We start from the raw sequence: 23,556 nt of genomic DNA on the forward strand, positions 1-23,556 counted from the left end.
AGAGATCACGATGACCGGACTCGATCGACGCACCTTCCTCGGCGCCGTCGGAGCGGCTGGGCTCACCACCGTTCTCGGTTCCCACCTCGCGAACGCTTCCGAACAGACCTGCGGACCGAAGGGAACCGGGGCCATCTACATCAGCAGCTACACCAGTTCCGGGCACGGGCTCGATGTCGCTCACCGGGACGCGACCACGAACGCGCTGGTCGTCGACCGGACGATTCCGGGGGTCAGCAACGCCTCCTGGTTCGACATCAGCGCCGACCGCAAGACGCTCTACGTGACCAACGAGGACGAAAACGGCCAGATCTCCGCGCTCAGCCTCGCCGATCCGGTGAAGCCCAGGCTGCTCAACAAGAAGTCGGCCAAGGGCAAGCACCCGACACATTTGACCGTCCACTCGAGCCAGAAGTACGTGCTGGCCGCGAACTACAGCAGCGGCAGCGTCGTCGTGCTCCCGATCCTCGCGGGCGGGAAACTCGGCGACGTCGTCGACCTGGCCCAGCACAAGGGCGCCGAGCGGGACGCGCACGCCCATCAGGTCGTCAACGACCCCAGCGGCAAATGGGTGCTCTCGGTCGACCTCGGCGCGGATTCGGTCTACGTCTACAAACTCGACGTCGCCACCGGGAAACTCAAGCTGAACCAGCAGCTGAAGCTCCCGTCGGGTGCCGGGCCCCGGCACCTCGCCTTCCACGCAGGCGGCAAGTACGCCTACATCCTCGGCGAGCTGCGTGCCGAAGTGACCGTCGCGGCGTGGAACCCGGCCACCGGGAAACTGACCGCCGGACAGGTCGTCCCGGCGGTTCCGGCGGGCACGCCGGGCGCGCAGTACCCGGGCGAGATCACCACGTCCAAGGACGGCAGGTTCGTCTACGCGTCGGTGCGCGGCTCCGACACGATCGCTTCGTTCGGCGTCGGCGAGGACGGGAAGTCCTTGAAACTGCTGAACAACGCACCCGTCGGCGGCGTATACCCGCGCCACATCACGCTCGACCCGACCGAACGCTGGTTCTACGTCTCCAGCGACAAGTCCGGCACGCTCAGCTGGCTGCCGCGCGATCCCGGCACCGGTCTCCCCGGCGCGGTAGCCGGGAAGCTGGCGCTCCCCCAGGTAAATTCCGTCTTTTTCGCATAAGGAGAAACTCCCATGAGAACTCGCGTCCTCATCGCGGGCCTCGCGGCGATCGGCCTCGTAGCGGGCTGCGCGCCGGCCCAGAACACCCCCGCCGCCGGCGGCGGCGGTGACGAAAAGACCGGCACGGTCCGGGTCTGGCTGTTCGACGAGGCCAACCGCGCGCCGAAGGAGGCCGCGGTCAAGGAGGCGATCGCCGAGTTCAAGGCGGCGCATTCCGGGGTCGAGGTCGACGTCCAGTGGATCCCGGTGGAAGGCCGCGCGGACAAGTTTTCCGGTGCCTTCAACGACCCGGCCAGCGCGCCGGACGTCGCCGAGTTCGGTAACACCGACGTCTCCAGCTACGCCGCCACCGGCGCGCTGGTCGACCTGACCGGTGACCTGTCGTCGTGGAAGGAAGGCTCCGACATCCTCCCCGCCGTGCTGGAAACGGCCAAATCCGGCGGCAAGACGTACGGCCTGCCCTGGTTCACCGGCATCCGCGCGTTGTACTACCGCACGGACCTCTTCGCCGAACTCGGCCTCAAGCCGCCGACGACACTGGCGGAACTGACCGAGACCGCGAGGACGATCCGCGCCAAGAAGCCGGAGCTGTACGGCATCTCCGTCGGCGGCAAGTACACCTACGCGATGCTGCCGTTCCTGTGGGCGCACGGCGGCGAGATCGCCAAGCAGGACGGCGACAAGTGGAAGTCCACTGTGGACTCCGAGCAGTCGAAGGCAGGGGTGGCGGCATACGCGAACCTGCTGAAGGCGGACATCTGCCCGCCCGAACAGTGCGCCAACCTCACCGGAACGCAGAGCATCACGGCGTTCGCGGGTGGCAAGGCGGGGATGTCGATCGGCGGTGACTTCAACCGCAAGGCCGTGGAAGCCGGTCAGGTCAAGGGGAAGTACACGATCATCCCGATCCCGGGCACCGAGGCGGGCAAGGTCGCCCCGGCGTTCGCGGGCGGCAACCTGCTCGGCGTGTTCAGCGCGACCAAGCGCAAGAGCCTCGCGGTCGAGTTCACCGAACTGCTCGGCGGCGCGAAGTACCAGGAGAAGATGTACATCGCCATGGGCAACTTGCCGACGCTCGGCAGTGTCCAGCAGAAGGTCGCCGCGAGCGACCCGTCGGTCAAGCCGTTCGTCGACACGCTCACCGCGGGCACGAAGTTCGTCCCCGCCACCGCGGCGTGGTCGAAGATCGACGCGCAGAACGTGCTGCCGACCGCGATCCAGCAGATCGCGACCGGCGGCAAGGACCCCGCGGCCGCACTCGCCACCGCGGCCGCCGAGATGAACAAGGCGTTCGGCTAGCGCTCATGGTGACCAAGGAAATCTCCCGCACCGCGGCCTCGCCCGTCCCGGCACGGCGGTCCCCCCGCCGTCGCCGGGACGGGCGGGCCGCCCTGCTCTACCTGGCCCCCGGCGGCATCCTGCTGCTGGCGATGCTGGTGTACCCGATCTACCAGCTCGTCCTGATCTCGTTCTACGACTACGGCCAGCCGCAGGCAGTCGGGAACGCGCCGCTGGTGTTCCTCGGCTTCCAGAACTACACCGACCTGCTGGAGAACGTGCAGTTCTGGGAGGTGCTGGCCAAGACCCTCGGCTTCACCGCGGTCTGTGTCGTCGGCAGCCTCGCGCTCGGGACGGGGCTGGCCGTGCTGGCCACCCGGGTCCGCTCGTGGGCACGGGTCCCGTTGTTCCTGGCGGCGCTGGCCGCGTGGGCGACACCGGCGATGGCGGGCTCGTACGTCTGGCTGTTCCTATTCGACGCGGACTTCGGCCTGGTGAACGAGGTGCTCTCGGGCCTCGGGTTCACCGGGATGGCGAACCACTCCTGGACCTTCGACACCTACAGCACGTTCGGGCTCGTCGCCGCCGAGGTCATCTGGTGTTCCTTCCCGTTCGTCATGGTGACGATGTACGCGGGGCTCAAGGGCGTGCCGGAAGAGGTCGTCGAGGCCGCGTACCTCGACGGCGCGTCGACCTGGCGCACCACGTGGTCGATCACGCTGCCGATGGTGCGGCCGCTGCTGACCATCGCCACGATCCAGTCGATCATCTGGGACTTCAAGATCTTCACGCAGATCTACGTGATGACCAACGGCGGCGGCGTGGCCGGGCACAACCTCGTGCTCAACGTCTTCGCCTATCAACAGGCCTTCGCCGGACAGGAATACGGTCTCGGCGCGGCGCTCGGAGTCGTGATGACCTTGCTGCTGCTGTCCATCACCGGGCTGTATGTCCGGTCGCAACGCCGGAGCGCGGGATGGGTGTGACGACAGCGCCGAAGACCAGGCGGGTCAAGAAGCCCGGCAGGCTGATCGCCGAGATCATCTGCGTGGTGATCGCCGGGATGGTCGCGTTCCCGGTGTACTGGATGGTGCTTTCGGCGTTCAAGCCCACCGGTCAGATCCAGGCGGAGAACCCGCGGCCGTGGACGCTCACGCCGACCCTGGAGCACTTCGAACGGGTGCTCAGCGGCGAGGGCTTCGCGCTGTTCTTCCTGAACAGCGTGATCGTCGCCGTCGTGGTGGTGGCGTTGTCGCTGCTGCTCTCGTTCCTTTCCGCGGTCGCGCTGACCCGGTTCAACTTCAAGGGCAAGACCGTTCTGCTCGTGATGGTGCTGGTGGCGCAGATGGTGCCGGTCGAGGCGCTGACCATTCCGCTGTTCTTCCTGATGCGATCGGTCGGCGACGTCGCGCCGGCGTTCGGCACCAACCACCTCGGCTCGCTGATCCTGGTGCACCTGGCGTTCAGCCTGCCGTTCGCGATCTGGATGCTGCGCGGTTTCGTCGCGGCGGTGCCACAGGAACTGGAAGAGGCGTCGAAGATCGACGGGGCGAGCCGGATGCGGTTCACCTGGCAGATCCTCTTCCCGCTGGTGGCACCCGGACTGGTGGCGATCAGCGTGCTGGCGTTCATCCACGCCTGGAACGACTTCCTGTTCGCCAAGACGTTCATCATCTCCAACACCGAGAATCAGACGCTCCCGCTGGCGATCCTGGTGTTCTTCAAACCGGAGGACACCGACTGGGGCGCGGTGATGGCGGGTTCGACCCTGATGACCATCCCGGTGCTGGTGTTCTTCATTCTCGTGCAACGACGACTCGTGTCCGTCATGGGCGGCGCGGTGAAGGGCTGACATGCCTGGCTTCGAAACTTTGCTACCCCGTCCCGTTTCGGTGGAACCGCTGCCGGGACAGTGTCCGATACCGTCCGAAGTGGACGTTCGCATCGATGCCGGGCTGCCCGCCGAGGGCTACCGGCTGGAGATCGACCCGTCCGGCGTGACGCTGCACGCGGCCGACGCGGCAGGCGAGCTGTACGGCCGCCAGACGCTCCGGCAGCTCATCGGCCCGGACGCGTTCCGCGCCGTGTCCATCCACAGTGGACAAACCACGATCCCGTGCGGGGTGGTGACCGACCATCCGCGCTTCGGCTGGCGTGGTTGCCTTCTCGACGTGGCAAGGCATTTCCGGACCAAGGCCGAGGTGCTCCGGTTCGTCGACCTGCTCGCCGCGCACAAGCTCAACGTGCTCAACCTGCACCTGACCGACGATCAGGGCTGGCGGATCGAGATCCCCGAGTTCCCCAAGCTGACGGAGATCGGCGGCTGGCGGAAGTCGTCCATGGTCGGACGGCACGACGGCCCGGAACGCGACGGGCGGCCGCACGGCGGGTTCTACACGACCGACGACCTCCGCGAGATCGTCGCGTACGCCGCCTCGCGCTCGGTGACCGTGGTCCCGGAAGTCGACATCCCCGGGCACGCGCGGGCCGCGATCGCGGCTTACCCCGAACTCGGCCCGGAAACCGCCGAACCGTGGGAGGTCTGGACCAGCTGGGGCATCAGCACGTCACTGCTGAACACGGAGAAGTCCACTGTGGACTTCTTCAAGGGCGTCTTCGACCATGTGCTGGAAATCTTCCCGTCGGAGGTCATCGCGCTCGGCGGTGACGAAGTACCCGGCGCGACCGAGGAACACGGCCGGTTCGTCCGCGAGATCGCCCAGCACCTGGTCGAACGAGGACGTCGTCCGCTCGGCTGGGACGAGGTGCTCGAAGCGGGCGGCCTGCCGCCGATGGTCATCGGCTCGTGGCAGAGCGAGGCGGCCGGAGCCCGTGCCGCCGCGGCCGGACACGACGTCGTCATGTGCCCGGAAGACCACGTGTACCTGGACCACCGGCAGTCGGACCACCCCGACGAGCCGATCCCCGTCGGCTATCTGCGGACACTGGAGGACGTCTACGGCTACGAGCCGGTGCCCGCGGATTTCCCCGCCGACCGGACGATCCTCGGCACGCAGGCCCAGGTGTGGGCGGAGCATTTGGACACCGTGCGCCGCGTCGACTATGCCGCCTTCCCGCGGTTGAGTGCTTTCGCCGAAGTGGCGTGGAGCAGCCCGGAAGGCCGGGACTACGCGGAGTTCCTGCCGCGCCTGCGGGATCACCACCTGCCGCGGCTGGACGCGCTGGGCGTCGAGTACCGGCCGCTGGACGGACCGCGTCCTTGGCAGACCCGGCCGGGAGTGCCCGGACGGCCGCGCTAGCAGTACGTGACGGCCCCTTCCTCGCTCCCTGGGTGAGGAAGGGGCCATCATGGGTTTATGAGTGATCAGTCCGAGCGGTGGGTCGACGCCACCCAGCTTCCTGAAGAACTCGTGGCGCTCCTCGGTTCCCTCGGCCCTGGTGAGGATGTGCGCATCACGCGGGACGGCGAGACGATCGGAACGATAACGGGCACGGCTCAGGTCGCTGCGACGGACTCCGACTCCGAGGACGTCACGGTCGTGGCCACCGCCATGAAGCTGTCGGGGTCTGCGCGGGACTCGTTGTCCGAGCGGCTCGGCCCCGGTTATCTCGTGCTGGACCTGCACTCGGCGCCCCCGAGCGTCGACGTCCTGCTGGTACCGCCGGTCAGTCCGCAGCTGATAGCGAACTTCCGGGCGCTGTACCCGAAGGCGCGGGTGGTGATCACGGAGATCGAGGACGCCGAGCTGGGGGTCAAGTACGAGGGCCCGGTTCGCCGTCTCCTCGACGCCGGAGCCGAGGCCTACCTGCCGTCCAGCACGATCCCGCGCCTGGCCGAGCAGCTGGACCGCACGGTGACCCGGCTGAATCAGCTCACCGACGGCGCTCGGCTCCCCTTGACCATCGAATCACCGCGGGACGTCGGCTGACCCGGCCGGTCGAGCGGAGCGGTCTGGCAGTCCGTGAAGGACTCCTTGAGGGACCCAGCGAGGCCACGGTACGCCGGAAGTCGAGTCCGCCGGGCCCCGTCGTCTCGTATCGGTTGTAGAGCACCCGCAGGACATCACCTTCGACGACGCCGTCGCCGACCCAGCCCGATGCATCGGATCATGCTGGAGCCGACGGCGGCTTTGTACGACCCTTGTGCCACGGGTGGTTACGGTCCGCGGAATGTCCTGGAAACTGCTTTCCGTCAGCGTGCTCGCCGCCCTCGCGTGCACCGGATTCACCACGGCCGAAGCCGCTTCGAAGACCTACTACGTCGATCAGGTCTCCGGCAGTGACACCGCGAGCGGCACCTCGCAGCAGACACCGTGGAAATCGCTGGCAAAGGTCTCCGCGACCACGCTGGCACCCGGCGACACCGTGCTGCTGAAGCGAGGCGGTAACTGGCCCAGCGGCCTCGCCGTGAAGGGCTCCGGCGTCACCATCGGGGCGTACGGCACCGGCGCCCGCCCGATCGTCAAGGGCGACACCGAAGCGTGCGTCGACCTGCGCGGCAACGACAACGTGGTGCAGGACCTCCAGATCGGCGTCGCGGCCGACGCGGGCCGCTGTTCGTGGGCAGGCGTGAAGGTGACCGGCGACCGCAACAAGGTGCTGTCGAACCTCATTACCGGCGCGGGCGCGGGCGTCTACATCGCGCCGTCGGCCGACCACACCGAGGTCACGCAGAACGACCTCGTCGACAACAACCACATGACCGTCGTGACGCCCGGCGGCAACGACGACTCCGGCGCGTTCGCCGTACTGGTCCAGGGCAACGACTCCGACATCGGCTGGAACCGGATCAGCGGCTCGATCGCGAAGTCTGACGACTTCGGTGGTCTGGACGGCGCCGCTGTCGAGATCTTCTACGGCTCCCGCAACGTCATCCACCACAACGTCTCCGAGGACAACGAGACCTTCACCGAACTCGGCACGGACGCCGAGGATCCCGACGGCGTTTCGACCGGCAACGTCTTCGAGTACAACGCGATCTTCGGCGCCAGGACACGCGGCGGGATCATCACGCGCGGGGCCGAGGACGGGAACGGGCCGGTGCTCGGGACGGTGTTCCGCAACAACTCGCTCCGGCTCTCGAACGCCGAGTCGGAGGGTTTCGTCTGCTACGGCGGCTGCACGAACCAGGTGCTGAAGATGACGCAGAACGTCGTCCAGGCGGCGTACAAGGTCGGCTACACGGACCCGGCTTTCACCGCGACGGACCACAATGTCTACTTCGGCGGGCTACGGCAGTTCACCGTGGGCGCGACTGACAAGGTCGCCGATCCGAAGTTCACTTCGGCGACGAACCTCGTGCTGAAGGCGGGAAGCCCGGCGATCGACCTCGGCACCACGAAGTACGACGATCGTGACGTCGACGGGAATCCCGTCCACGCCGGTGCCCGGGTCGACGCGGGGGCCTACGAGTTCCAGGGCTAGAACGTCGTGAAGGCCTCCTTCCCTACCTTGAGAGCAGAGGCCCGGCAAAGTTGCAGAGCTGCTGGTCAGCGCTGCTCTCACTGGATTTGACACCGCTGGTGCCCGTAAGGGTCGAGCGGGGAAGATTTCGGACGGTGAACGTCCGAAATCCTCCTCGCTCGGAGGGGCTCCGCAACCGGTATGTCCCCCGTGAAGAATAGCTTCCTGACCTGCAAGATCCCGACTCTGCCGGGACCCTACCTTGAGAGCAGGGAGGAGGCCTTCACGGACTTAGCTGGAGCCGGAGCGTCAGTTGTAGATGCGCTGCATGGTGCCGGCCGACAGCATGCCGTTGGCCCACAGCGAGTTCACCCGCGAGACCTCCTGCGCGTTCGGCTTCGCGTTGGTGCAGGACGGGCCGGGGCCGCCGCCGGACATCAGTTCGGAGCACGGACCCTGATAGTTGTCCGGCAGGCCGAGCGCGTGACCGGTCTCGTGCGCGGCGATCCGTGTCTGGTCGTACTGCCGCGCCTGCGTGTAGTCGATGAAGATGGTGCCGCGGCCGTGGCCGTCGGTCTGGGCGTACGAACCCCGGGGGTCGTTGCCCTCGGTGTAGCGCAGGGTGGCCCCCGACGAACTTTCCTGCAGCTTCACGTTGGACACCGAGTTGTTCCAGTTCGCCGCGCCCGCCTGGATGGCGGCACGGAAGCTGGGCGCTCCCGAGGCGTCGTAGTAGACCGTGGTCGCCGCCACGGTCTGCTGAGCAGGCTGGACCGCGGCCGTGGCCTGACCCGCGGTGACCGGGACGGCGAGCAGCGCCAAGCTCACGGACGCGGAGACGAAGAACTTCCTTGCCATGGACCCACTCCTTGTGAGGACAACGGAATGGTTCGTGAATCTAGGAGCGAAACCCGAGAACGGGCACCCACTTTCGTCGCTTCCGCCAGCTGGTGATTTACCAACACTTTCGCCCTATTGACATGCGCGTGTTCGCATACAACGATGCCGCGGCATCGCGCAGCCGTATAGGTCGTTATACGGTTTTCGGCTTGTACCAGACCTCGGGGCGGCCGACCTGGCCGTAGCGCGGCTCGCGCTGGGCGAGGCCGTTGTCGGCGAGGTATTCGAGGTAGCGCCGCGCGGTGACGCGGGAGGCGCCGATCGCGGTCGCGGCCGCCCCGGCGGACAGGCCGTCCGCGGCCGAGGCGAGGACTTCGGTGATCGCCTCCAGGGTCTGCCCGCTCATCCCCTTCGGCAGCGCCTGCCGTTCGGTGGTGCGCAGGGTGCCGAGCGCCCGATCGATCTCGGCCTGCCCGGTGACCTCGCCCGAAGCGCCACGGAACTCGGCGTAGCGCTCGAGTTTCTCCCGCAGGGAAGCGAACGTGAACGGTTTCAGCAGGTACTGCACCACTCCGACCGACACGGCGGCCTTGACCAGCGCCAGATCGCGCGCCGAGGTCACCGCGATGACGTCGATCGGGAGTCCGGCCGCGCGCAGCGAACGGCAGACCGCGAGCCCGTGCGTGTCCGGCAGGTAGAAGTCCAGGAGTACCAGGTCGACAGGCTCGCGTTCGCAGAACCGCAACGCGTCGCCGCCGGAGTGGACGACGCCGGACACGGAGAAGCCGGGCATTCTCTCGACGTACACCCGGTGCGCGTCGGCGGCGACCGGTTCGTCCTCGACGACCAGCACCTTGATCATCGTGCCGGCTCCTTCGGCGGTGTTTTCAGCGGCAAGCGCACGGTGAACACCGCGCCCTCGTCGCGGCCGACGTCGATGGTCCCACCGTGCCGCCGCACCGCCTGACCCACCAGTGCCAAGCCGAGCCCGTGGCCGTCCTCGGGTTTGGTGGACCAGCCGCGCCGGAAGACGTCCTCGACGTCGGCCACGCCGGGGCCGGTGTCGGCGACCCGCAGCAGCAACCCCTCCGCGCCGGACCGGACGGTGACCTCGACGCCGGGCCGCCCGCCCTCGCCGGCGTTGCCCGCCGCCGCGTCGATCCCGTTGTCGATCAGGTTGCCGAGGATGGTCACCAGGTCCCGCGGCGGGACGCCGGTGTCCGAGTCCTCCATGACGGTGTCGGGCGTGATCGTGAATTCGACGCCGCGTTCGCTCGCCTCCGCCGCCTTGCCCAGCAGCAGCGCCGCGAGCACCGGTTCGGCGACCGCGCCGACCACCCGGTCGGTGAGTTCCTGCGCCAGCGCGAGTTCCTCGGTCGCGAACTCGACGGCCTGCTCGGGACGGCCGATCTCGACCAGCGAAACGACGGTGTGGAGCCGGTTCGCTGCCTCGTGCGCCTGCGATCGCAGCGCTTCGGCCAGTCCGCGGACCGTGGTCAGTTCGCCGGTCAGCGCCTGGAGTTCCGTGTGGTCGCGCAGGATCACGACGGTGCCCATCGCCTCGCCGCGCGACCGCACGGGCGCGGTGCTGACCACGAGCACCCTGGCTTCAGTGAGGTGGAGTTCGTCGGTGCGCTCCTCCCCCGACGTGAACGCTTCGACGAGGTCTTCGGGAATGTCCAAGGTGGACAACTTCCGGCCGACGGGATCACCGTCGACGCCGAGCAGCGCGCGGGCGCCGTCGTTGCACAGCACCACCCGCCCATCACCGCCGACGAGCAGGAGCCCCTCGCGCATCGAATGCAGGACGGCTTCGTGGTACTCGAACAGGTTGCTCAGTTCCCCGGGCGCGATTCCCCTGGTCTGCCGCCGGAGCCGGGCGCTGACCAGAGAACTGCCGATCCCACCGACCACCAGCACCGCCGCGGCGACACCGATCAGCGGCCACAGGCGTTCGCGCAGTTCCGCGTCGATCGCCTCGACGGTGATGCCGACCGAGACCAGCGCGACGACCTGCCCTCCGGTGCCGAGCACCGGGACCACGACCCGTTCGGACGGGCCGAGCGAACCGGCGTAGGTCTCGAGGACCTTGCCGCCGCGGCGCGCCTCACCGATGTTGCCGATGAACGGCTGCCCGATCAGCTCCGGATTCGGGTGGGTGTAGCGGATCCCGTTCGTGTCCATGATGGTCACGAAATCCACTTCCGTGTCCGCGCGGACACTCTGCGCGAACGGCTGCAAGGTCCGCGTGGGATCCGATGTGGACAGTGCGGCGAGCACGCCGGGCGCGTCCGCCACCGCTTCGGCCACCGCGGTCACCTTGTCCCGCGCCCGGTCTTCGGTGGCCCTGACGGAATCGAGATAGGCGAAGGTCACCCCTGCCGCGACGAGCACGAAGAGCACCACGAGCTGGAGAATCAGCAGCTGGCGGGCGAGAGAACCGCGCCTGGTCCGGATCGGCGTCGTCGAGGGCACGCACCCATACCAGCACACCGGTACCCCGGCCGCTCGGTCCGCCCGGCCGGAATTCCCCGGAAACCACTCGCGCGAACTCAATGAACACAACCGTGACCCAGCTCACCTGACCGGGTGATAGTGACCGGCAATCCCGGACACCCCCTGAGCTGGAGGCAAAGGTGCCTACAACGCCCGAAGCGGCGCCGCGTCGCCGAGACAAGATGCATTACCTGTACCTGGCCGTGATCGCGGCGGTCGTCCTCGGCGTCATCGTCGGGTTCGCCGCGCCGGGTCTGGCCAAGGAACTCAAGCCCCTCGGCACCGGATTCGTCAACCTGATCAAGATGATGATCTCCCCCATCATCTTCTGCACCATCGTGCTCGGCATCGGATCGGTGGCGAAGGCCGCGAAGGTCGGCAAGGTCGGGTTGCTGTCGCTCGGCTACTTCCTGATGATGTCGACGTTCGCGCTCGCGATCGGTCTCGTCGTCGGCAACCTCCTGCACCCGGGCGAGGGACTGCACCTTGACCCGGCCGCCGCCGCGAAGGCGCACACTCAGGCCGAGGGCGGCGAAGGCTCCGTCGACTTCTTGCTCGGCATCATCCCGACCAGCTTCGGTTCCGCCTTCACCGAAGGCCAGGTCCTGCAGACGCTGCTGGTCGCGCTGCTCGCCGGGTTCGCCGTCCAGAAGCTGGGCACGAAGGGCGAGCCGATCCGCCGCGGCATCGAGCACATCCAGCGGCTCGTGTTCCGGATCCTGGCGATGATCATGTGGGCGGCCCCGATCGGCGCGTTCGGCGCGATCGCCGCGGTGGTCGGGGAAACCGGCTGGGGCGCGCTGCGCAGCCTCGCCGTCATCATGATCGGCTTCTACCTGACCTGTCTGGTGTTCGTGTTCGGCGTGCTCGGAACGGTGCTGTGGCTCGGCGCGCGGATCAACATCTTCACGCTGCTGAAGTACCTCGGCCGCGAGTTCCTGCTGATCCTGTCGACGTCGTCGTCCGAATCGGCCCTGCCGCGCCTGATCGCGAAGATGGAACATCTCGGCGTCTCCAAACCCGTTGTGGGCATCACCGTGCCCACCGGGTACTCGTTCAACCTCGACGGCACGGCCATCTACCTGACCATGGCGACCCTGTTCATCGCCACCGCGCAGGACCAGCCGCTCGCGCTCGGCGAGCAGATCTCCTTGCTGCTGTTCATGATCATCGCCTCGAAGGGCGCCGCGGGTGTCAGCGGCGCCGGTATCGCCACCCTCGCGGGCGGCCTCCAGTCGCACCGGCCGGAACTGGTCGACGGCGTCGGCTTCATCCTCGGCATCGACCGGTTCATGTCCGAAGCCCGCGCGCTGACCAACTTCGCGGGCAACGCCGTCGCGACCGTCCTGGTCGGAACGTGGACCAAGGAGTTCGACCGGGAACGGGCGAACCAGGTGTTCAGCGGCCAGGCCCCGTTCAACGAAGCCACCCTGATCGACGATCACGCCTCGGATCCCCACGAGGACCGTGAAGGCGACCGGGAGAGGGCCGTGGCGCACGCGTAGCGCGCGGCAAGAAGGAAGCCGCGGTGCGAGGGTCCCCCGTCCTCGCACCGCGGTTTCTTCTTTCCGGCAAACTGAGCGGCATGCCGGATGCCATCGACCGTTACGTCGTCTCGCGGTACTCCAAGCTGCTGTACGGCAACTTCGCCGGGATGATGAGTGATCCCGAACGCGACGGTTTCCTGCGCGACCTGGTCGAGGACGCGCGGAGCATCACCGACGACGAACTCGACGAGCTGCTCGCGGCGGACTGGCGGCCGCGGATCACCGCGGCCTGGCTCATCGGCGTCGACCGCCGCACCGCGTGGCGCGAGCGCGTCCGGGAGCTGTTCCTGGAAAGCGACTTGGCCTACGCCGGACAGGGCTACTGTTTCGCGCTCGCGCGATTCGGCACGATCGCCGACGCCGAGATCCTCGTGTCCTATCTGGACCGGTACCTCGCGCGGCCGGGCCTGCGCTACGACCAGGAGTGGGCGCTCGCGGCCCTGCACCACATCGACGCCGACCTCACGACCGCATACACGTCACGCTATCTGCGGCCGGGCGGCCTCTGGGAAAGCTGGTCCGCGAAGAACAGCACGGACCTGCCGTTCCACAAGATGTACTTCGCCCTGCTGTGCTCGCACGTCCAGCGGGCCGTGCACGCGGCAGGCGTCAGGCGCTGACCTTCTCGTCGTAAACGACGCGGGACGCGGCGATCGAGTCGCGATGGCGTTCCGCCCAGTGCAGCAGCCCGCTCAGCGACGCGTACAACTCCTTCGCCATCGCCGTGGCCTCGTACTCCACCTTCGGCGGCACGGTCGGGTACACGGTGCGGATCAGCAGGCCGTCGCGTTCGAGGTTCCGCAACGTCAGCGTGAGCATCCGGCGGCTGATTCCCTCGACCGACCGTTCCAGTTCGGTGAACCGCACGGGACCGCGCGTGGCCTCCAGCAGGATGCCGATCGCCCACTTCCCGCTGATCCGGTTGATCACCTCGAGCACGGTGCACACCTCGAGTTTTTCCGGGTCGACCACCCTGGCCTGCGCGGTCACATCGGTGTTCCCCTGGGACATCAAAGTGCCTCCTTCCGGCAGGGAACAGAGTCACACAAGATGGGCGCTGTTACAAGTGATGCACCAAGGCGTCACCTGGGAAATCTCGAAGGAATGCCTCCATGTCACAGCGTGCTCTCGCTCTCGCCGTGCTCTGCGCCGTCTCATTGATGGTCGTCCTCGACGGCTCGATCGTCGCCGTCGCGCTGCCCGCGATCCAGAACGACCTCGGCTTTACGCCGTCCACCCTGGCCTGGGTGGTCAACGCCTATCTGATCGCGTTCGCCGGGCTGCTCCTGTTGTCCGGCAGGCTGGGCGACCTGATCGGCCGGAAACGGGTTTTCCTCGCCGGACTCGGCGTGTTCACCGTCGCATCGCTGCTGTGCGGAATCGCGCAGGACCAGACCCAGCTCGTCGTGTTCCGGTTCCTGCAAGGCGCGGGCGGCGCGCTCGCCTCGGCCGTCGTGCTCGGCATGATCACCACGCTCTACCCGGAACCGCGGGCACGGGCGAAGGCCATCGGTGTCTACAGCTTCACCCAGGCCGCCGGTGCGTCGATCGGGCTCATCGCGGGCGGCACGCTCACCCAGTTACTCGACTGGCACTGGACGTTCTACATCAATCTGCCGATCGGCGCGGTCGCGCTGGTGCTGGCGGTCCGGCTGCTCGCGGACGATCGAGGGCCAGGACTGCGCGGCGGCACCGACGTCACCGGCGCGGGCCTCGTCACCGGTGGGCTGATGCTGCTGGTGTACACGATCGTCAAGGCCGAGGAGTACACCTGGGCCGACGCCCGCACGCTCGGACTGCTCGCGGTGTCGCTGCTGCTGCTCGCCGGTTTCGTGCTCCGGCAGGCCAAAGCACGAAACCCGTTGCTGCCGTTGAGGATCTTCCGCAGCCGGGCGGTGTCCGGCGCGAACACGGTGATGGTCCTGATGGTCGCCGGGCTGTTCGGCTTCCAGTTCATCACCGCGCTCTATCTCCAGCGGGTGCTCCTGCTCGACGCGCTCGGCACGGGGTTCGCCTTCCTGCCCGCGCCGGTCTCGATCGCGGTGATGTCACTGGCCTTCGCGGAGAAGCTGAACCACCGTTTCGGGGCGCGGGCGGTGCTCGTCACCGGGCTTTCACTGGTCGCGCTGGCACTCGGCTTCCTCGCCACGGTCGAAGCTGAGGGGAACTACCTGACGGACGTCCTGCCGGCGCTCGTCCTGATGGGCGTCGGCTTCGGCGCGGCGATGCCCGCGCTCATGGATCGGGCGATGTCGGGTGCCGCGCCCGCCGACGCCGGAGTCGCTTCGGGTCTGATCAACACCACGCAGCAGATCGGCGCCGCTGTCGGCACGGCGGTACTCGCGACGGCGGCGGCGTCCCGCACCGGGTCCCTGCTGGCCGAAGGCTCGGCACTGCCCGAAGCACTGGCTGGCGGCTACCGGACCGCGTACGCGTTGAGCGCTGGACTGCTCGCTCTCGCCGTCTTCGTCGCTGCCGTGACCCTGCGCGAAAAGAAGGCTCAGGAGGTGATCGTCGCGTAGGCCCACTCGGAAACCTCGCCGTCGAGGCGCACCTCGGCGGCGCCTCCGGGGCTCCAGACCCCGCTGCCGCCGAACGTGGCCATGCCGCCGGTCTTGCCGGAATACTGGGAAAGCACCACCCACATCCCGTGTCCGGCCGCGACGCCGACCTGGTCGAGCAATCGCTGTTCCTGGCCTTCGCTGAAGAGCGCGCTGAGGACGTAGACCTCGGCGCCGGCTTCGGCGAGTTCCCTCGGGTGGTCCGGGTTGGCGGCGTCGAGGCAGATCGCGAGGCCGAGCCGCTTGCCGCCGACGTCGACGATCACCTGCCGCTCCCCTGCGTCGAACAGCTTCTCTTCACTGTTGTGAAGATTGCGTTTCGCATATGTGGCAACGGTTTCACCGGCGGGGCCGAGGACGAGCGAACCGATGTACCGCCGCCCGTCCGCCAGGAGAGGCAGCCCGATGACGGCGTGGAGACCGCCGGCCCGGCAGGCTTCCCGGAGTGGTTCGAGACGTGGATCGTCCGGCGCGAGCCAGAGACCCGGATCGGCGGCGAGCGCCTCGAATTCCAAACCGGTCAGGGAAAGTTCGGGGAAGACGCAGAGGTCGGCGTCCGCGATCCGGAGCAGCCTCGCGTGTTCGGCGATGTTCGCGGAAAGATCCGCCGGGACGGTGAACGGCTGCACGGTGGCGACACGCATGGCGGGAGCCTAACCCGCCGAAGCCCCCAGATAGCCCTGTAATCCGTGTTGCCCCCGTCGCATCATGAGCGCGTGGTTGATCCGGAACACCGGCCTGGCCACGCGATCGAGCTTGCGCAGCAACGGTTTCCGCGCTTCGACCTCCTGGGTGATCTCCAGCCGCGTCCCGCCGTCCGCCGGGGTCAGCGAGCCCGCGAGCGACCCTTCGAGATCACCGGTGAGCAGGACCCGCACCCGGCCCTCGTCCTCGTCCTGCCGGACCCGATGCATGCGCACCGTCAGCGCGTACGGCAACCTGGACCGGCAGACGAGCTCGGCGGTGTCCTCGTCGACCTGGCTGACCGAGCGGACGTCACGCCACCACAGCGGATACGCGGCGAGGTCGACGACGGCGTCGAAAACGGCCTTGGGCGAAGCTGGAAGCACCCACGTGTCGCGGAAGCGGTACCAACCGCCTCCGCGACCCACGTGCGAACCCGTCATACCCGCGCCGACACCAGGTTTCGGCCGTCCATGGTCACGACGTCGACCGAGGCCACGTCGTTCTGAGCGACCAGTGCGGAACCGTCGATCCCGGTGCCCTCCTTCTCGCCCTTCGCCGAAACCAGCCAGCTGCCCGCGTTGATCCGCTCACCGCTCTTGGTCACCACGACGAGCTGACACTTCTCGCCTTCACGGACGCCCTCCGCCTTGGCGTGCAGCCGGACCCAGCCCGCCGCCGGGACGAGCCGGACCGCCAGCTGCGCACCCGTGTCCCGGTCGGTGGCCGCGAGATCGCGGGTGCCCGGTACCGGGGCGGTCGCCGCCGGCACCGGCAAGGCCACCGTCGACGGTTCGGGTGACGTCTGCCGTCCGACCAGCACGCCCGCACCCAGCGCCACGACGACCAGCACGGCGGCACCGGCGATGGCGAGGAACCGGCGAGGCCTCGCCTGCTCCTGGGTGTCTTCTTCGTCGCGGACCTGACGCAGCGTGCGCTGCAGGAGCAGGTCGCCTCCCTCGGGAGGCCCTTCGAGGAACGCCTCCGGCGGAACCTCGTCGAGGTGATACCGCAGCTCGCTCAGCTCGCGTACCTCACGACGGCACGGGGGACAGTTCGCCAGATGCGTCTCGTACGTGGCCGCTTCCGCCGGGGTGAGCCCGCCGAGGACGTAGGCGGCGAGCTGGCCCTGGTCGTGTCCCACCGCACTCATCGCGCTACCTCCTTCCCGGTTCCCGACATCACGGCTCTGAGCGCCCGTAACGCGTAATAAGATCTCGACTTAACGGTACCCGGGGCGACGCCGAGTGATCTCGCCGCTTCGGCCACCGTCCGGCCCCGGTAGTAGATCTCCACCAGGACCGCACGATGTTCCGTGGACAGGCCGTCCATCGCCCCGAGCACGGCCATGGAATCCACGACGCTCTGCGCGTGGTCCTTCGAAACCGCCGGGGTGGGCACGCCTTCCTCGGGCTCCGCCACTTCCGGCGGCCGCGCCGCCCTGGCCCGCGCGCGGTCGGTGATGATGTTGCGGGCGACCGTGAGCAGCCAGCCCCGCACCGATCCCTTCGCGTCGTTCTCCAGGTCTTCGGCGTGCTTCCAGGCCCGGACCAAGGTCTCCTGCACGACGTCCTCCGCGGCCGCGCGGTCCCCGGTCAGCCTCGTCGCGTACGCCAGCAGGCTTCGCCCGTGTTCGGCGTACAAGTGCCGGACCAAGTCCTCGCCTTTGGCCTTTTCGGGCCGCCAGCCTCCGATCGCCACTCGTGTCCTCCCGACGGTCTTCTGGGTCGGCGAGGACAGTACTGCAACCCGCAGGGGCGAAGTGGATCGTTCGGCACGCGCCGCGATCGAACTGTGTATCGGCACCGGCCTCTCCTCGGTTCTCCATGGCCGCCTCCTCTTGCCTCCCACACGGACGGCGCGTCGGCGTGGTTCAACCGGGTCTTGTCGATCACCGGAGGCGCTCGTATGCTGACGCCTCCGGACTCCGCCGCCTGATTCCCGGGAGGGTCTAGGCGTGCCAAGGAAACTCGCGGCCGTGCTGCTGGCAGTCGCTTTCGTGTCGGGCTGTGGTGAAGAACCCGGTTTCACGGCGACACTGACGGATCCGGTGAACGTCGACCTGAGCTTGCCCGACGACGATCCGAACGCCGCGGGGCGGGTCGTCGAATACACGACCGATCCGCACGGCGAGTACACGATCCTCCAGTTCGTGCCGCCGCGGCAGACGACGTACCGGCATCCGGACGTGATCCCGGAAACACGGTTCTACTACCGGATCCGGCCCTTCTACGGTGCCGTGTCGGCCGCTGTCACCGTCTCCGGGCCTTCGGTTTCCGGCTCGGGACCGGCGATCTCGCTCCGCACCGGCGGCCAGGCGGCGGCTCCCGCCTCGTTCCGGGCCGAGCCCGCCGCGGAGGAGATGGTGCGGTTCAGCTGGGCCGACCGCTCCAGCGACGAGGACGGTTTCCTCGTGGAGATCAGGAAACCCGGCGCTCCCGACTTCGTGCCGATCGAGATGTCGGATCCGGGGACGACGTCGGCTGGGCTCGCTTCGATGCCGGGCGAAGAGGGCGCTTCGTACCGGCTGCGCGCCTTCTACTACGGGCCCGCTTCGCCGGTTGTGGACCGGACCACCGGGAAGGGGTAGTTCCCGCCCCCTCGAATGTTATGAAAGGTCCGTTCATAACAGATTTTGTTATGAACGGACCTTTCATAACACGCGCAGGAACTACACGAGGACGGTCTTCAGGAATTCGCCGGTGTAGCTCTCCTCGACCGAAGCGACGTACTCCGGCGTGCCCTCCGCGATCACGGTGCCACCGCCGGAACCACCCTCGGGACCCATGTCGATGATCCAGTCCGAGGTCTTGATGACGTCGAGGTTGTGCTCGATGACGATCACCGTGTTGCCCTTGTCCACCAGCCCGTTGATCACGCCGATCAGCTTGCTGATGTCCTCGAAGTGCAGACCGGTGGTCGGTTCGTCGAGGATGTACACCGTCTTGCCGGTGGACCGCTTCTGCAACTCGCTGGCGAGCTTCACGCGCTGCGCCTCACCGCCCGACAGCGTCGGCGCGGGCTGCCCGAGCCGGACGTAGCCGAGGCCGACGTCGACGAGGGTGGCCAGGTGCCGGTGGATCGCCTTGATCGGCTCGAAGAACTCGGCCGCCTCTTCGATCGGCATGTTCAGCACGTCGGAGACGGTCTTGCCCTTGTAGTGCACCTCGAGGGTTTCCCGGTTGTACCGGTCGCCCTTGCACACCTCGCAGGGGACGTAGACGTCCGGCAGGAAGTTCATCTCGATCTTGATCGTGCCGTCGCCGGCGCAGGCTTCGCACCGGCCGCCCTTGACGTTGAAGGAGAACCTGCCCTGCTGGTAGCCGCGCACCTTCGCCTCGGTGGTCGCGGCGAACAGCTTGCGCACGTGGTCCCAGACGCCGGTGTAGGTCGCCGGGTTGGACCGCGGGGTGCGGCCGATCGGCGACTGGTCGACGCGGACCAGCTTGTCGACGCCCGCCAGCCCGTTGACCCGCGTGTGACGGCCAGGGACCTGACGCGCGCCGTTCAGCTTGTTCGCCAGCACGGTCGCGAGGATGTCGTTGACCAACGTGGACTTTCCGGAGCCCGAGACGCCGGTGACCGACACCAGGCAGCCGAGCGGGAACGACACGTCGAGGCCGCGCAGGTTGTGCTCGCGGGCGCCGACGACGGTCAGCTGACGCTTCTTGTCGATCGGGCGCCGGATCGCCGGGACCTCGATCTTGCTGCGGCCCGACAGGTACGCGCCGGTGATCGATTCCTTGTTCTTGAGGATCTTCTTGTACGGTCCACTGTGGACGATGTGGCCACCGTGCTCGCCCGCACCGGGTCCGATGTCGACCACCCAGTCGCTGGAGCGGATGGTGTCCTCGTCGTGCTCGACGACGATCAGCGTGTTGCCGAGGTCGCGCAACCGGACCAGCGTCTCGATCAGCCGGTGGTTGTCCCGCTGGTGCAGCCCGATCGACGGCTCGTCCAGCACGTACAGCACGCCGACCAGACCGGAGCCGATCTGCGTGGCGAGCCGGATGCGCTGCGCCTCGCCGCCGGACAGCGTCCCGGAGGCACGGTCGAGCGAGAGGTAGTTCAGCCCGACGTCGAGGAGGAAGCGCAGCCGCGCCTGGATCTCCTTGAGCACCGCGCCGGCGATCACCGTCTCGCGCTTGCCGAGTTCCAGCTCGTCGAGGAACTGCGACGCCTCGGCGATCGAGAGGGCGCAGACCTCGGCGATCGACCGGTCGCCCTGCGTCTTGTGCTCCAGGGTGACCGCGAGGATCTCCGGCTTGAGCCGCGTGCCCTGACAGGCCGGGCACGGCACCTCGCGCATGTAGCCCTCGTACCGCTCGCGCATGTACTCGGACTCTGTCTGCTCCTGGCGCCGCTCGAGGAACGGGATGACGCCCTCGAAGCTCGCGTAGTACGACCGCTGGCGGCCGTACCGGTTCTTGTAGCGGACGTGGACCTGGTCGTCGACGCCGTGCAGGACGGCCTTCTGGATTTTCGCCGGCAGCTTGCGCCACGGCGTGTCCATCCGGAAGCCGACGGTCTCCGAAAGCGACTCGAGCAGCCGGATGAAGTAGTCCGCGCTCTGGCCGCCTGCCCACGGTGCGATGGCGCCCTCCCCGAGGGACAGCTCATCGTCCGGGACCACGAGCTCCGGGTCGACCTCCTTGCGGACGCCGATACCGGTGCATTCGGGGCAGGCGCCGTAGGGCGCGTTGAACGAGAACGACCGCGGCTCCAGGTCCTCGATCGCCAGCGGGTGGCCGTTGGGGCAGGCCAGGTTCTCGGAGAAGCCGCGCACGCGATGCGGGTCGTTCTCCGGCAGGTCGACGAACTCCAGCTCGATCAGGCCGTCGGCCAGCCGGAGCGCCGTCTCGACCGAGTCGGTGAGCCGCTGTCGTGAACTCGTCTTCACCGAGAGCCTGTCGATGATGACGGCGATCTGGTGCTTTTCCTGCTTCTTCAGCTTCGGCGGTTCGGTGAGCGGGTGGATCGTCCCGTCGACCACGACGCGCGCGTAGCCCTGCTGCTGGAGGTTCTCGAAGAGGTCGAGGTACTCCCCCTTGCGCCCGCGCACGACCGGCGCGAGCACCTGGAAGCGAGTGCCCTCCTCCATGGCGAGCACCTGGTCGACGATCTGCTGCGGGGTCTGCTTGCTGATCGCCTCGCCGCACTGCGGGCAGTGCGCCTTGCCGGCGCGGGCGTAGAGCAGACGCAGGTAGTCGTAGACCTCGGTGATGGTGCCCACGGTCGAACGCGGGTTGCGCGAGGTCGATTTCTGGTCGATCGACACCGCGGGCGACAGGCCCTCGATGAAGTCGACGTCCGGCTTGTCCATCTGGCCGAGGAACTGGCGCGCGTACGCCGACAGCGACTCGACGTAACGGCGCTGTCCTTCGGCGAAGATGGTGTCGAAGGCGAGGCTCGACTTCCCGGACCCGGACAGACCGGTGAACACGATCAGGCTGTCGCGGGGCAGGTCGAGATCCACGCCGCGGAGGTTGTGCTCGCGGGCGCCGCGAACAACGAGGCGATCAGCCACGCCAGGGTCCCTTCAGGTTTCATTCTCAGCTGCGGTCGCCGTCCCGGTCGATAGCTGCACGGGCGGCCGCGTCCATGCTACGAGGCACCACCGACAGAAACGGGTTTCGAGTCCTTGACCTGCGGTTTTCCAGGCCTTTCGCGTCGATCCCGGCGAGCGGTGAACCACCGGTGGACCGGCCGTTCCACGCCTGCGGTGATCGCCCAGCCCCCCAGCACGGCGGCGGCCAGCACGATGGGGAGACGCAGCCAGCCGGGGACTCCGACGTTCAGCAGGGCACGGGCCAGGATGTATCCGAGTTCCTGGTGCACCAGATAAAGACCATACGAGATGCCCGCGAGCCAGGTGACAGCCGGGGCGATCCGGGCGAGACCGGGGAACCGCCAATCCGGGCCCCGCGCCGCGAGGCAGACGGCCAGCAGCATGATCGCGAAACCGATGAGCGAGGGCCAGCGCTCGGGATCGTTGGGCAGGGCATGGTGGAACGGGAAGACCTGCAGGTCCTGCGCGGCGCAGGCGGCGAGCAGGAAGAGCGCGAGATGCCAGTGCGCCAGCCGTCGTTTCGCCCACAGCCAGATCGCGATCCCGATGGCGAAGACGTGCACCCGGTGCAGGCCGAGACCGTAGAAGAAGGTCTCCACGAGCTTCGGCGTGGAAATAGGGACGAATACGACGAACCGGAGGAGAAGCGGGACCAGGATCAGCGCCCAGAGCAGTCCGACGGTCAGCCGGTGAGTACGCCACCGGCGTGGCCACAGCAGGGCCGCGGTGGTGAACGCGACGAGCTGGACCGGCAGCGTCCAGTAGGCGCCGTCGAGGTAGTAGAAGAGCTCGTAGCGCCAGCCCCATTCCTGGACCATGCCCAGGTTGGCGAGCAGGTCGGAGCCGGTGGGGACGTACCACGGCGACGGGTCGGCGGGCGCCCCCTGCGGGATGCCGAACAGGAATCCGGTGAGGCCGGGCGGGAACGGCAGGCCGCTGAACCGGATCGTCGCGTACCGGGTGACGACGTAGGTGACGGTCACCGCGACCAGATACGCGGGCACCAGCCGCGCGACCCGGTTCCACAGCCACCGCCGAGGTTCACCCTTTCGAAGACTCGCGCACACGAAGAAGGCGGAGATCACCAAAAGGATGGCCGCACCGAACTGAGCGGTGACCCGAAAGGGGTACCCCACCAGTTCCGGATGCAGAAGTACCCCCTGATGGGTGACGTGCCCGAGCATGACCGCGAAGACGGCGACAACGCGAAGGACGTCCCAGCTGATCTTGCGCGGGGCGCGTGGCGAGGCGTCGGGCACGAGCGTCCTGTGGTTCGGCTGGCTGGGCGACGCGAGCCTACGTCCCTTGCCTGTGCGCCGCCTGTGCGGGTGGAACTGATTGCAGGGGAACGACTACCGTGTGCGTCGTGAACATCGTCGAGACCTACACCGGACATGTCGACCCCGGCGGTGACGCCGCCCGTCGCACCCTGGACGCGCTCACCATCACGAAACTGTCGGTCGGTCCGATGGACAACAACGCGTATCTGCTCGTCTGCCGCACCGAGAACGAGGCGCTGCTGATCGACGCCGCGAACGACCCGGAACGGATCTCCGACCTCATCGGCCACGGCCCCGACCGCCCCGCTCTCAAGACGGTCGTGACCACCCACCAGCACCAAGACCACTGGCAGGCCCTCGGCGCCGTCGCCGGCGCGAACGGCTCGAACACCGCCGCCCACCCCCTCGACGCCGAGCCGCTGCCGATCCCGCCGGACTTCCTCGTCGAGCACGGCGACACGGTCAAGGTCGGCCAGGTCACCCTGGAGGTGATCCACTTGCGCGGCCACACCCCCGGCTCGATCGCCCTGCTGTACCGCGACCCGGCCGGACACCCGCACCTGTTCACCGGCGACTCGCTGTTCCCGGGCGGGGTTGGGAAGACTGGTTCGCCCGAGGACTTCACGTCGCTGCTGGACGATGTGGAGTCGCGGATCTTCGACGAGCTGCCGGACGAGACGTGGTTTTACCCGGGGCACGGGGACGACTCGACTCTTGGTGAGCAGCGGGCGCACCTGGCGGAGTGGCGCGAACGCGGCTGGTGATCACCAGGGCGGGCTGCCGACCGGAACCGACA

The 23,556-nt window shown here is 67.9% G+C and carries 22 protein-coding genes; 12 read left to right on the top strand and 10 right to left on the bottom strand.

All coding sequences use genetic code 11. From position 1 onward, the window contains the following. The first annotated feature begins 10 nt into the window (after positions 1-10). The 7 genes from BS329_RS07250 (at position 11) to BS329_RS07285 (ending at position 7,804) form a co-directional block, all read left to right on the top strand. Complete coding sequence (locus BS329_RS07250) at positions 11-1,141, top strand: lactonase family protein (RefSeq protein WP_076157069.1); 1,131 nt, start codon at positions 11-13, stop codon at positions 1,139-1,141. Positions 1,142-1,153: 12 nt separating this feature from the next. Then, positions 1,154-2,440, top strand: a complete 1,287-nt coding sequence (locus tag BS329_RS07255; RefSeq protein ID WP_076157072.1) for an extracellular solute-binding protein — start codon at positions 1,154-1,156, stop codon at positions 2,438-2,440. Between the two features lie 5 nt (positions 2,441-2,445). Further along, positions 2,446-3,405 carry a carbohydrate ABC transporter permease gene (locus BS329_RS07260; protein WP_076157075.1) on the top strand — a complete coding sequence of 320 codons (960 nt, stop codon included), beginning with the start codon at positions 2,446-2,448 and terminating at the stop codon, positions 3,403-3,405. After that, a complete protein-coding gene (locus BS329_RS07265; protein WP_076157078.1) occupies positions 3,396-4,271 on the top strand; it encodes a carbohydrate ABC transporter permease in 876 nt (291 codons plus the stop codon). Before BS329_RS07260 ends, BS329_RS07265 begins: the two co-directional genes overlap by 10 nt. 1 nt (position 4,272) lies before the next feature. Then, the gene (locus BS329_RS07270; protein WP_143252917.1) at positions 4,273-5,679 is read left to right on the top strand and encodes a beta-N-acetylhexosaminidase; all 1,407 of its coding nucleotides are present in this window, start codon (positions 4,273-4,275) and stop codon (positions 5,677-5,679) included. A gap of 57 nt (positions 5,680-5,736) precedes the next feature. Continuing rightward, the gene (locus tag BS329_RS07275) at positions 5,737-6,309 is read left to right on the top strand and encodes a hypothetical protein (RefSeq protein WP_076157084.1); all 573 of its coding nucleotides are present in this window, start codon (positions 5,737-5,739) and stop codon (positions 6,307-6,309) included. A gap of 241 nt (positions 6,310-6,550) precedes the next feature. Then, complete coding sequence (locus BS329_RS07285) at positions 6,551-7,804, top strand: choice-of-anchor Q domain-containing protein (RefSeq protein WP_076157090.1); 1,254 nt, start codon at positions 6,551-6,553, stop codon at positions 7,802-7,804. Between the two features lie 288 nt (positions 7,805-8,092). On the opposite strand, the gene BS329_RS07290 is transcribed toward BS329_RS07285, so the two are convergent. The 3 genes from BS329_RS07290 to BS329_RS07300 form a co-directional block, all read right to left on the bottom strand. Continuing rightward, positions 8,093-8,641, bottom strand: coding sequence for a snapalysin family zinc-dependent metalloprotease (locus BS329_RS07290; protein WP_076157093.1), 549 nt, complete (start codon positions 8,639-8,641; stop codon positions 8,093-8,095). Between the two features lie 175 nt (positions 8,642-8,816). Further along, positions 8,817-9,485: a response regulator gene (locus BS329_RS07295; protein ID WP_076157096.1), complete on the bottom strand. Its 669-nt coding sequence runs from the start codon at positions 9,483-9,485 to the stop codon at positions 8,817-8,819. Next, positions 9,482-11,098: an ATP-binding protein gene (locus BS329_RS07300; RefSeq protein ID WP_076157099.1), complete on the bottom strand. Its 1,617-nt coding sequence runs from the start codon at positions 11,096-11,098 to the stop codon at positions 9,482-9,484. Before BS329_RS07300 ends, BS329_RS07295 begins: the two co-directional genes overlap by 4 nt. Before the next feature lie 203 nt (positions 11,099-11,301). Between BS329_RS07300 and BS329_RS07305 the strand changes: the two genes are divergently transcribed. Together BS329_RS07305 and BS329_RS07310 are read left to right on the top strand one after the other, a co-directional pair. Further along, on the top strand, positions 11,302-12,624 hold the full coding sequence (locus tag BS329_RS07305) for a cation:dicarboxylate symporter family transporter (protein WP_076157101.1): 1,323 nt from the start codon (positions 11,302-11,304) through the stop codon (positions 12,622-12,624). A gap of 80 nt (positions 12,625-12,704) precedes the next feature. After that, positions 12,705-13,286 carry a DUF6000 family protein gene (locus tag BS329_RS07310; protein ID WP_076158121.1) on the top strand — a complete coding sequence of 194 codons (582 nt, stop codon included), beginning with the start codon at positions 12,705-12,707 and terminating at the stop codon, positions 13,284-13,286. Here BS329_RS07310 and BS329_RS07315 read toward each other — a convergent pair. After that, positions 13,276-13,677 (bottom strand): winged helix-turn-helix transcriptional regulator, encoded by a 402-nt coding sequence (locus tag BS329_RS07315; protein ID WP_076157104.1) that lies wholly within the window; start codon positions 13,675-13,677, stop codon positions 13,276-13,278. The genes BS329_RS07310 and BS329_RS07315 overlap by 11 nt on opposite strands. A gap of 101 nt (positions 13,678-13,778) precedes the next feature. Here BS329_RS07315 and BS329_RS07320 point away from each other — a divergent pair, with 101 nt between their 5' ends. Beyond that, positions 13,779-15,188, top strand: a complete 1,410-nt coding sequence (locus BS329_RS07320; protein WP_076157107.1) for an MFS transporter — start codon at positions 13,779-13,781, stop codon at positions 15,186-15,188. Here the strand turns inward: BS329_RS07320 and BS329_RS07325 are convergent. Genes BS329_RS07325 through BS329_RS07340 form a run of 4 tightly spaced genes read right to left on the bottom strand, consistent with a single transcriptional unit; the run spans position 15,167 to position 17,612 of the window. Then, the gene (locus tag BS329_RS07325) at positions 15,167-15,871 is read right to left on the bottom strand and encodes a carbon-nitrogen hydrolase family protein (RefSeq protein WP_244197056.1); all 705 of its coding nucleotides are present in this window, start codon (positions 15,869-15,871) and stop codon (positions 15,167-15,169) included. The genes BS329_RS07320 and BS329_RS07325 overlap by 22 nt on opposite strands. A 9-nt stretch (positions 15,872-15,880) precedes the next feature. Continuing rightward, on the bottom strand, positions 15,881-16,354 hold the full coding sequence (locus tag BS329_RS07330; RefSeq protein ID WP_076157109.1) for an SRPBCC family protein: 474 nt from the start codon (positions 16,352-16,354) through the stop codon (positions 15,881-15,883). Further along, complete coding sequence (locus BS329_RS07335) at positions 16,351-17,064, bottom strand: anti-sigma factor family protein (RefSeq protein ID WP_076157112.1); 714 nt, start codon at positions 17,062-17,064, stop codon at positions 16,351-16,353. The genes BS329_RS07330 and BS329_RS07335 overlap by 4 nt, the downstream gene beginning before the upstream one ends. After that, positions 17,061-17,612 carry a sigma-70 family RNA polymerase sigma factor gene (locus tag BS329_RS07340; RefSeq protein ID WP_208619184.1) on the bottom strand — a complete coding sequence of 184 codons (552 nt, stop codon included), beginning with the start codon at positions 17,610-17,612 and terminating at the stop codon, positions 17,061-17,063. The genes BS329_RS07335 and BS329_RS07340 overlap by 4 nt, the downstream gene beginning before the upstream one ends. Before the next feature lie 256 nt (positions 17,613-17,868). On the opposite strand from BS329_RS07340, the gene BS329_RS07345 reads away from it, so the two are divergent. Next, positions 17,869-18,501: a fibronectin type III domain-containing protein gene (locus BS329_RS07345; RefSeq protein ID WP_076157115.1), complete on the top strand. Its 633-nt coding sequence runs from the start codon at positions 17,869-17,871 to the stop codon at positions 18,499-18,501. A gap of 81 nt (positions 18,502-18,582) precedes the next feature. Here the strand turns inward: BS329_RS07345 and uvrA are convergent, their stop codons facing one another. After that, on the bottom strand, positions 18,583-21,438 hold the full coding sequence (gene uvrA / locus BS329_RS07350) for an excinuclease ABC subunit UvrA (RefSeq protein WP_076157117.1): 2,856 nt from the start codon (positions 21,436-21,438) through the stop codon (positions 18,583-18,585). Positions 21,439-21,515: 77 nt separating this feature from the next. Continuing rightward, entirely contained in the window at positions 21,516-22,739 is a 1,224-nt protein-coding gene (locus BS329_RS07355) for an acyltransferase family protein (RefSeq protein WP_076157120.1), read from the bottom strand. A gap of 107 nt (positions 22,740-22,846) precedes the next feature. On the opposite strand from BS329_RS07355, the gene BS329_RS07360 reads away from it, so the two are divergent. Continuing rightward, entirely contained in the window at positions 22,847-23,524 is a 678-nt protein-coding gene (locus BS329_RS07360) for an MBL fold metallo-hydrolase (RefSeq protein ID WP_076157123.1), read from the top strand. The last annotated feature ends 32 nt before the right edge of the window (positions 23,525-23,556 follow it).

Source organism: Amycolatopsis coloradensis (assembly GCF_001953865.1).
Classification (GTDB): domain Bacteria; phylum Actinomycetota; class Actinomycetes; order Mycobacteriales; family Pseudonocardiaceae; genus Amycolatopsis; species Amycolatopsis coloradensis.

What these genes read in the sequence shown, in the direction of transcription:
- BS329_RS07250 (WP_076157069.1), top strand. Translation starts at nt 11, where the DNA reads ATGACCGGACTCGATCGACGCACCTTCCTCGGCGCCGTCGGAGCGGCT.
- BS329_RS07255 (WP_076157072.1), top strand. Translation starts at nt 1,154, where the DNA reads ATGAGAACTCGCGTCCTCATCGCGGGCCTCGCGGCGATCGGCCTCGTA.
- BS329_RS07260 (WP_076157075.1), top strand. Translation starts at nt 2,446, where the DNA reads ATGGTGACCAAGGAAATCTCCCGCACCGCGGCCTCGCCCGTCCCGGCA.
- BS329_RS07265 (WP_076157078.1), top strand. Translation starts at nt 3,396, where the DNA reads ATGGGTGTGACGACAGCGCCGAAGACCAGGCGGGTCAAGAAGCCCGGC.
- BS329_RS07270 (WP_143252917.1), top strand. Translation starts at nt 4,273, where the DNA reads ATGCCTGGCTTCGAAACTTTGCTACCCCGTCCCGTTTCGGTGGAACCG.
- BS329_RS07275 (WP_076157084.1), top strand. Translation starts at nt 5,737, where the DNA reads ATGAGTGATCAGTCCGAGCGGTGGGTCGACGCCACCCAGCTTCCTGAA.
- BS329_RS07285 (WP_076157090.1), top strand. Translation starts at nt 6,551, where the DNA reads ATGTCCTGGAAACTGCTTTCCGTCAGCGTGCTCGCCGCCCTCGCGTGC.
- BS329_RS07290 (WP_076157093.1), bottom strand. Translation starts at nt 8,641, where the DNA reads ATGGCAAGGAAGTTCTTCGTCTCCGCGTCCGTGAGCTTGGCGCTGCTC.
- BS329_RS07295 (WP_076157096.1), bottom strand. Translation starts at nt 9,485, where the DNA reads ATGATCAAGGTGCTGGTCGTCGAGGACGAACCGGTCGCCGCCGACGCG.
- BS329_RS07305 (WP_076157101.1), top strand. Translation starts at nt 11,302, where the DNA reads ATGCATTACCTGTACCTGGCCGTGATCGCGGCGGTCGTCCTCGGCGTC.
- BS329_RS07310 (WP_076158121.1), top strand. Translation starts at nt 12,705, where the DNA reads ATGCCGGATGCCATCGACCGTTACGTCGTCTCGCGGTACTCCAAGCTG.
- BS329_RS07315 (WP_076157104.1), bottom strand. Translation starts at nt 13,677, where the DNA reads ATGTCCCAGGGGAACACCGATGTGACCGCGCAGGCCAGGGTGGTCGAC.
- BS329_RS07320 (WP_076157107.1), top strand. Translation starts at nt 13,779, where the DNA reads ATGTCACAGCGTGCTCTCGCTCTCGCCGTGCTCTGCGCCGTCTCATTG.
- BS329_RS07325 (WP_244197056.1), bottom strand. Translation starts at nt 15,871, where the DNA reads ATGCGTGTCGCCACCGTGCAGCCGTTCACCGTCCCGGCGGATCTTTCC.
- BS329_RS07330 (WP_076157109.1), bottom strand. Translation starts at nt 16,354, where the DNA reads ATGACGGGTTCGCACGTGGGTCGCGGAGGCGGTTGGTACCGCTTCCGC.
- BS329_RS07335 (WP_076157112.1), bottom strand. Translation starts at nt 17,064, where the DNA reads ATGAGTGCGGTGGGACACGACCAGGGCCAGCTCGCCGCCTACGTCCTC.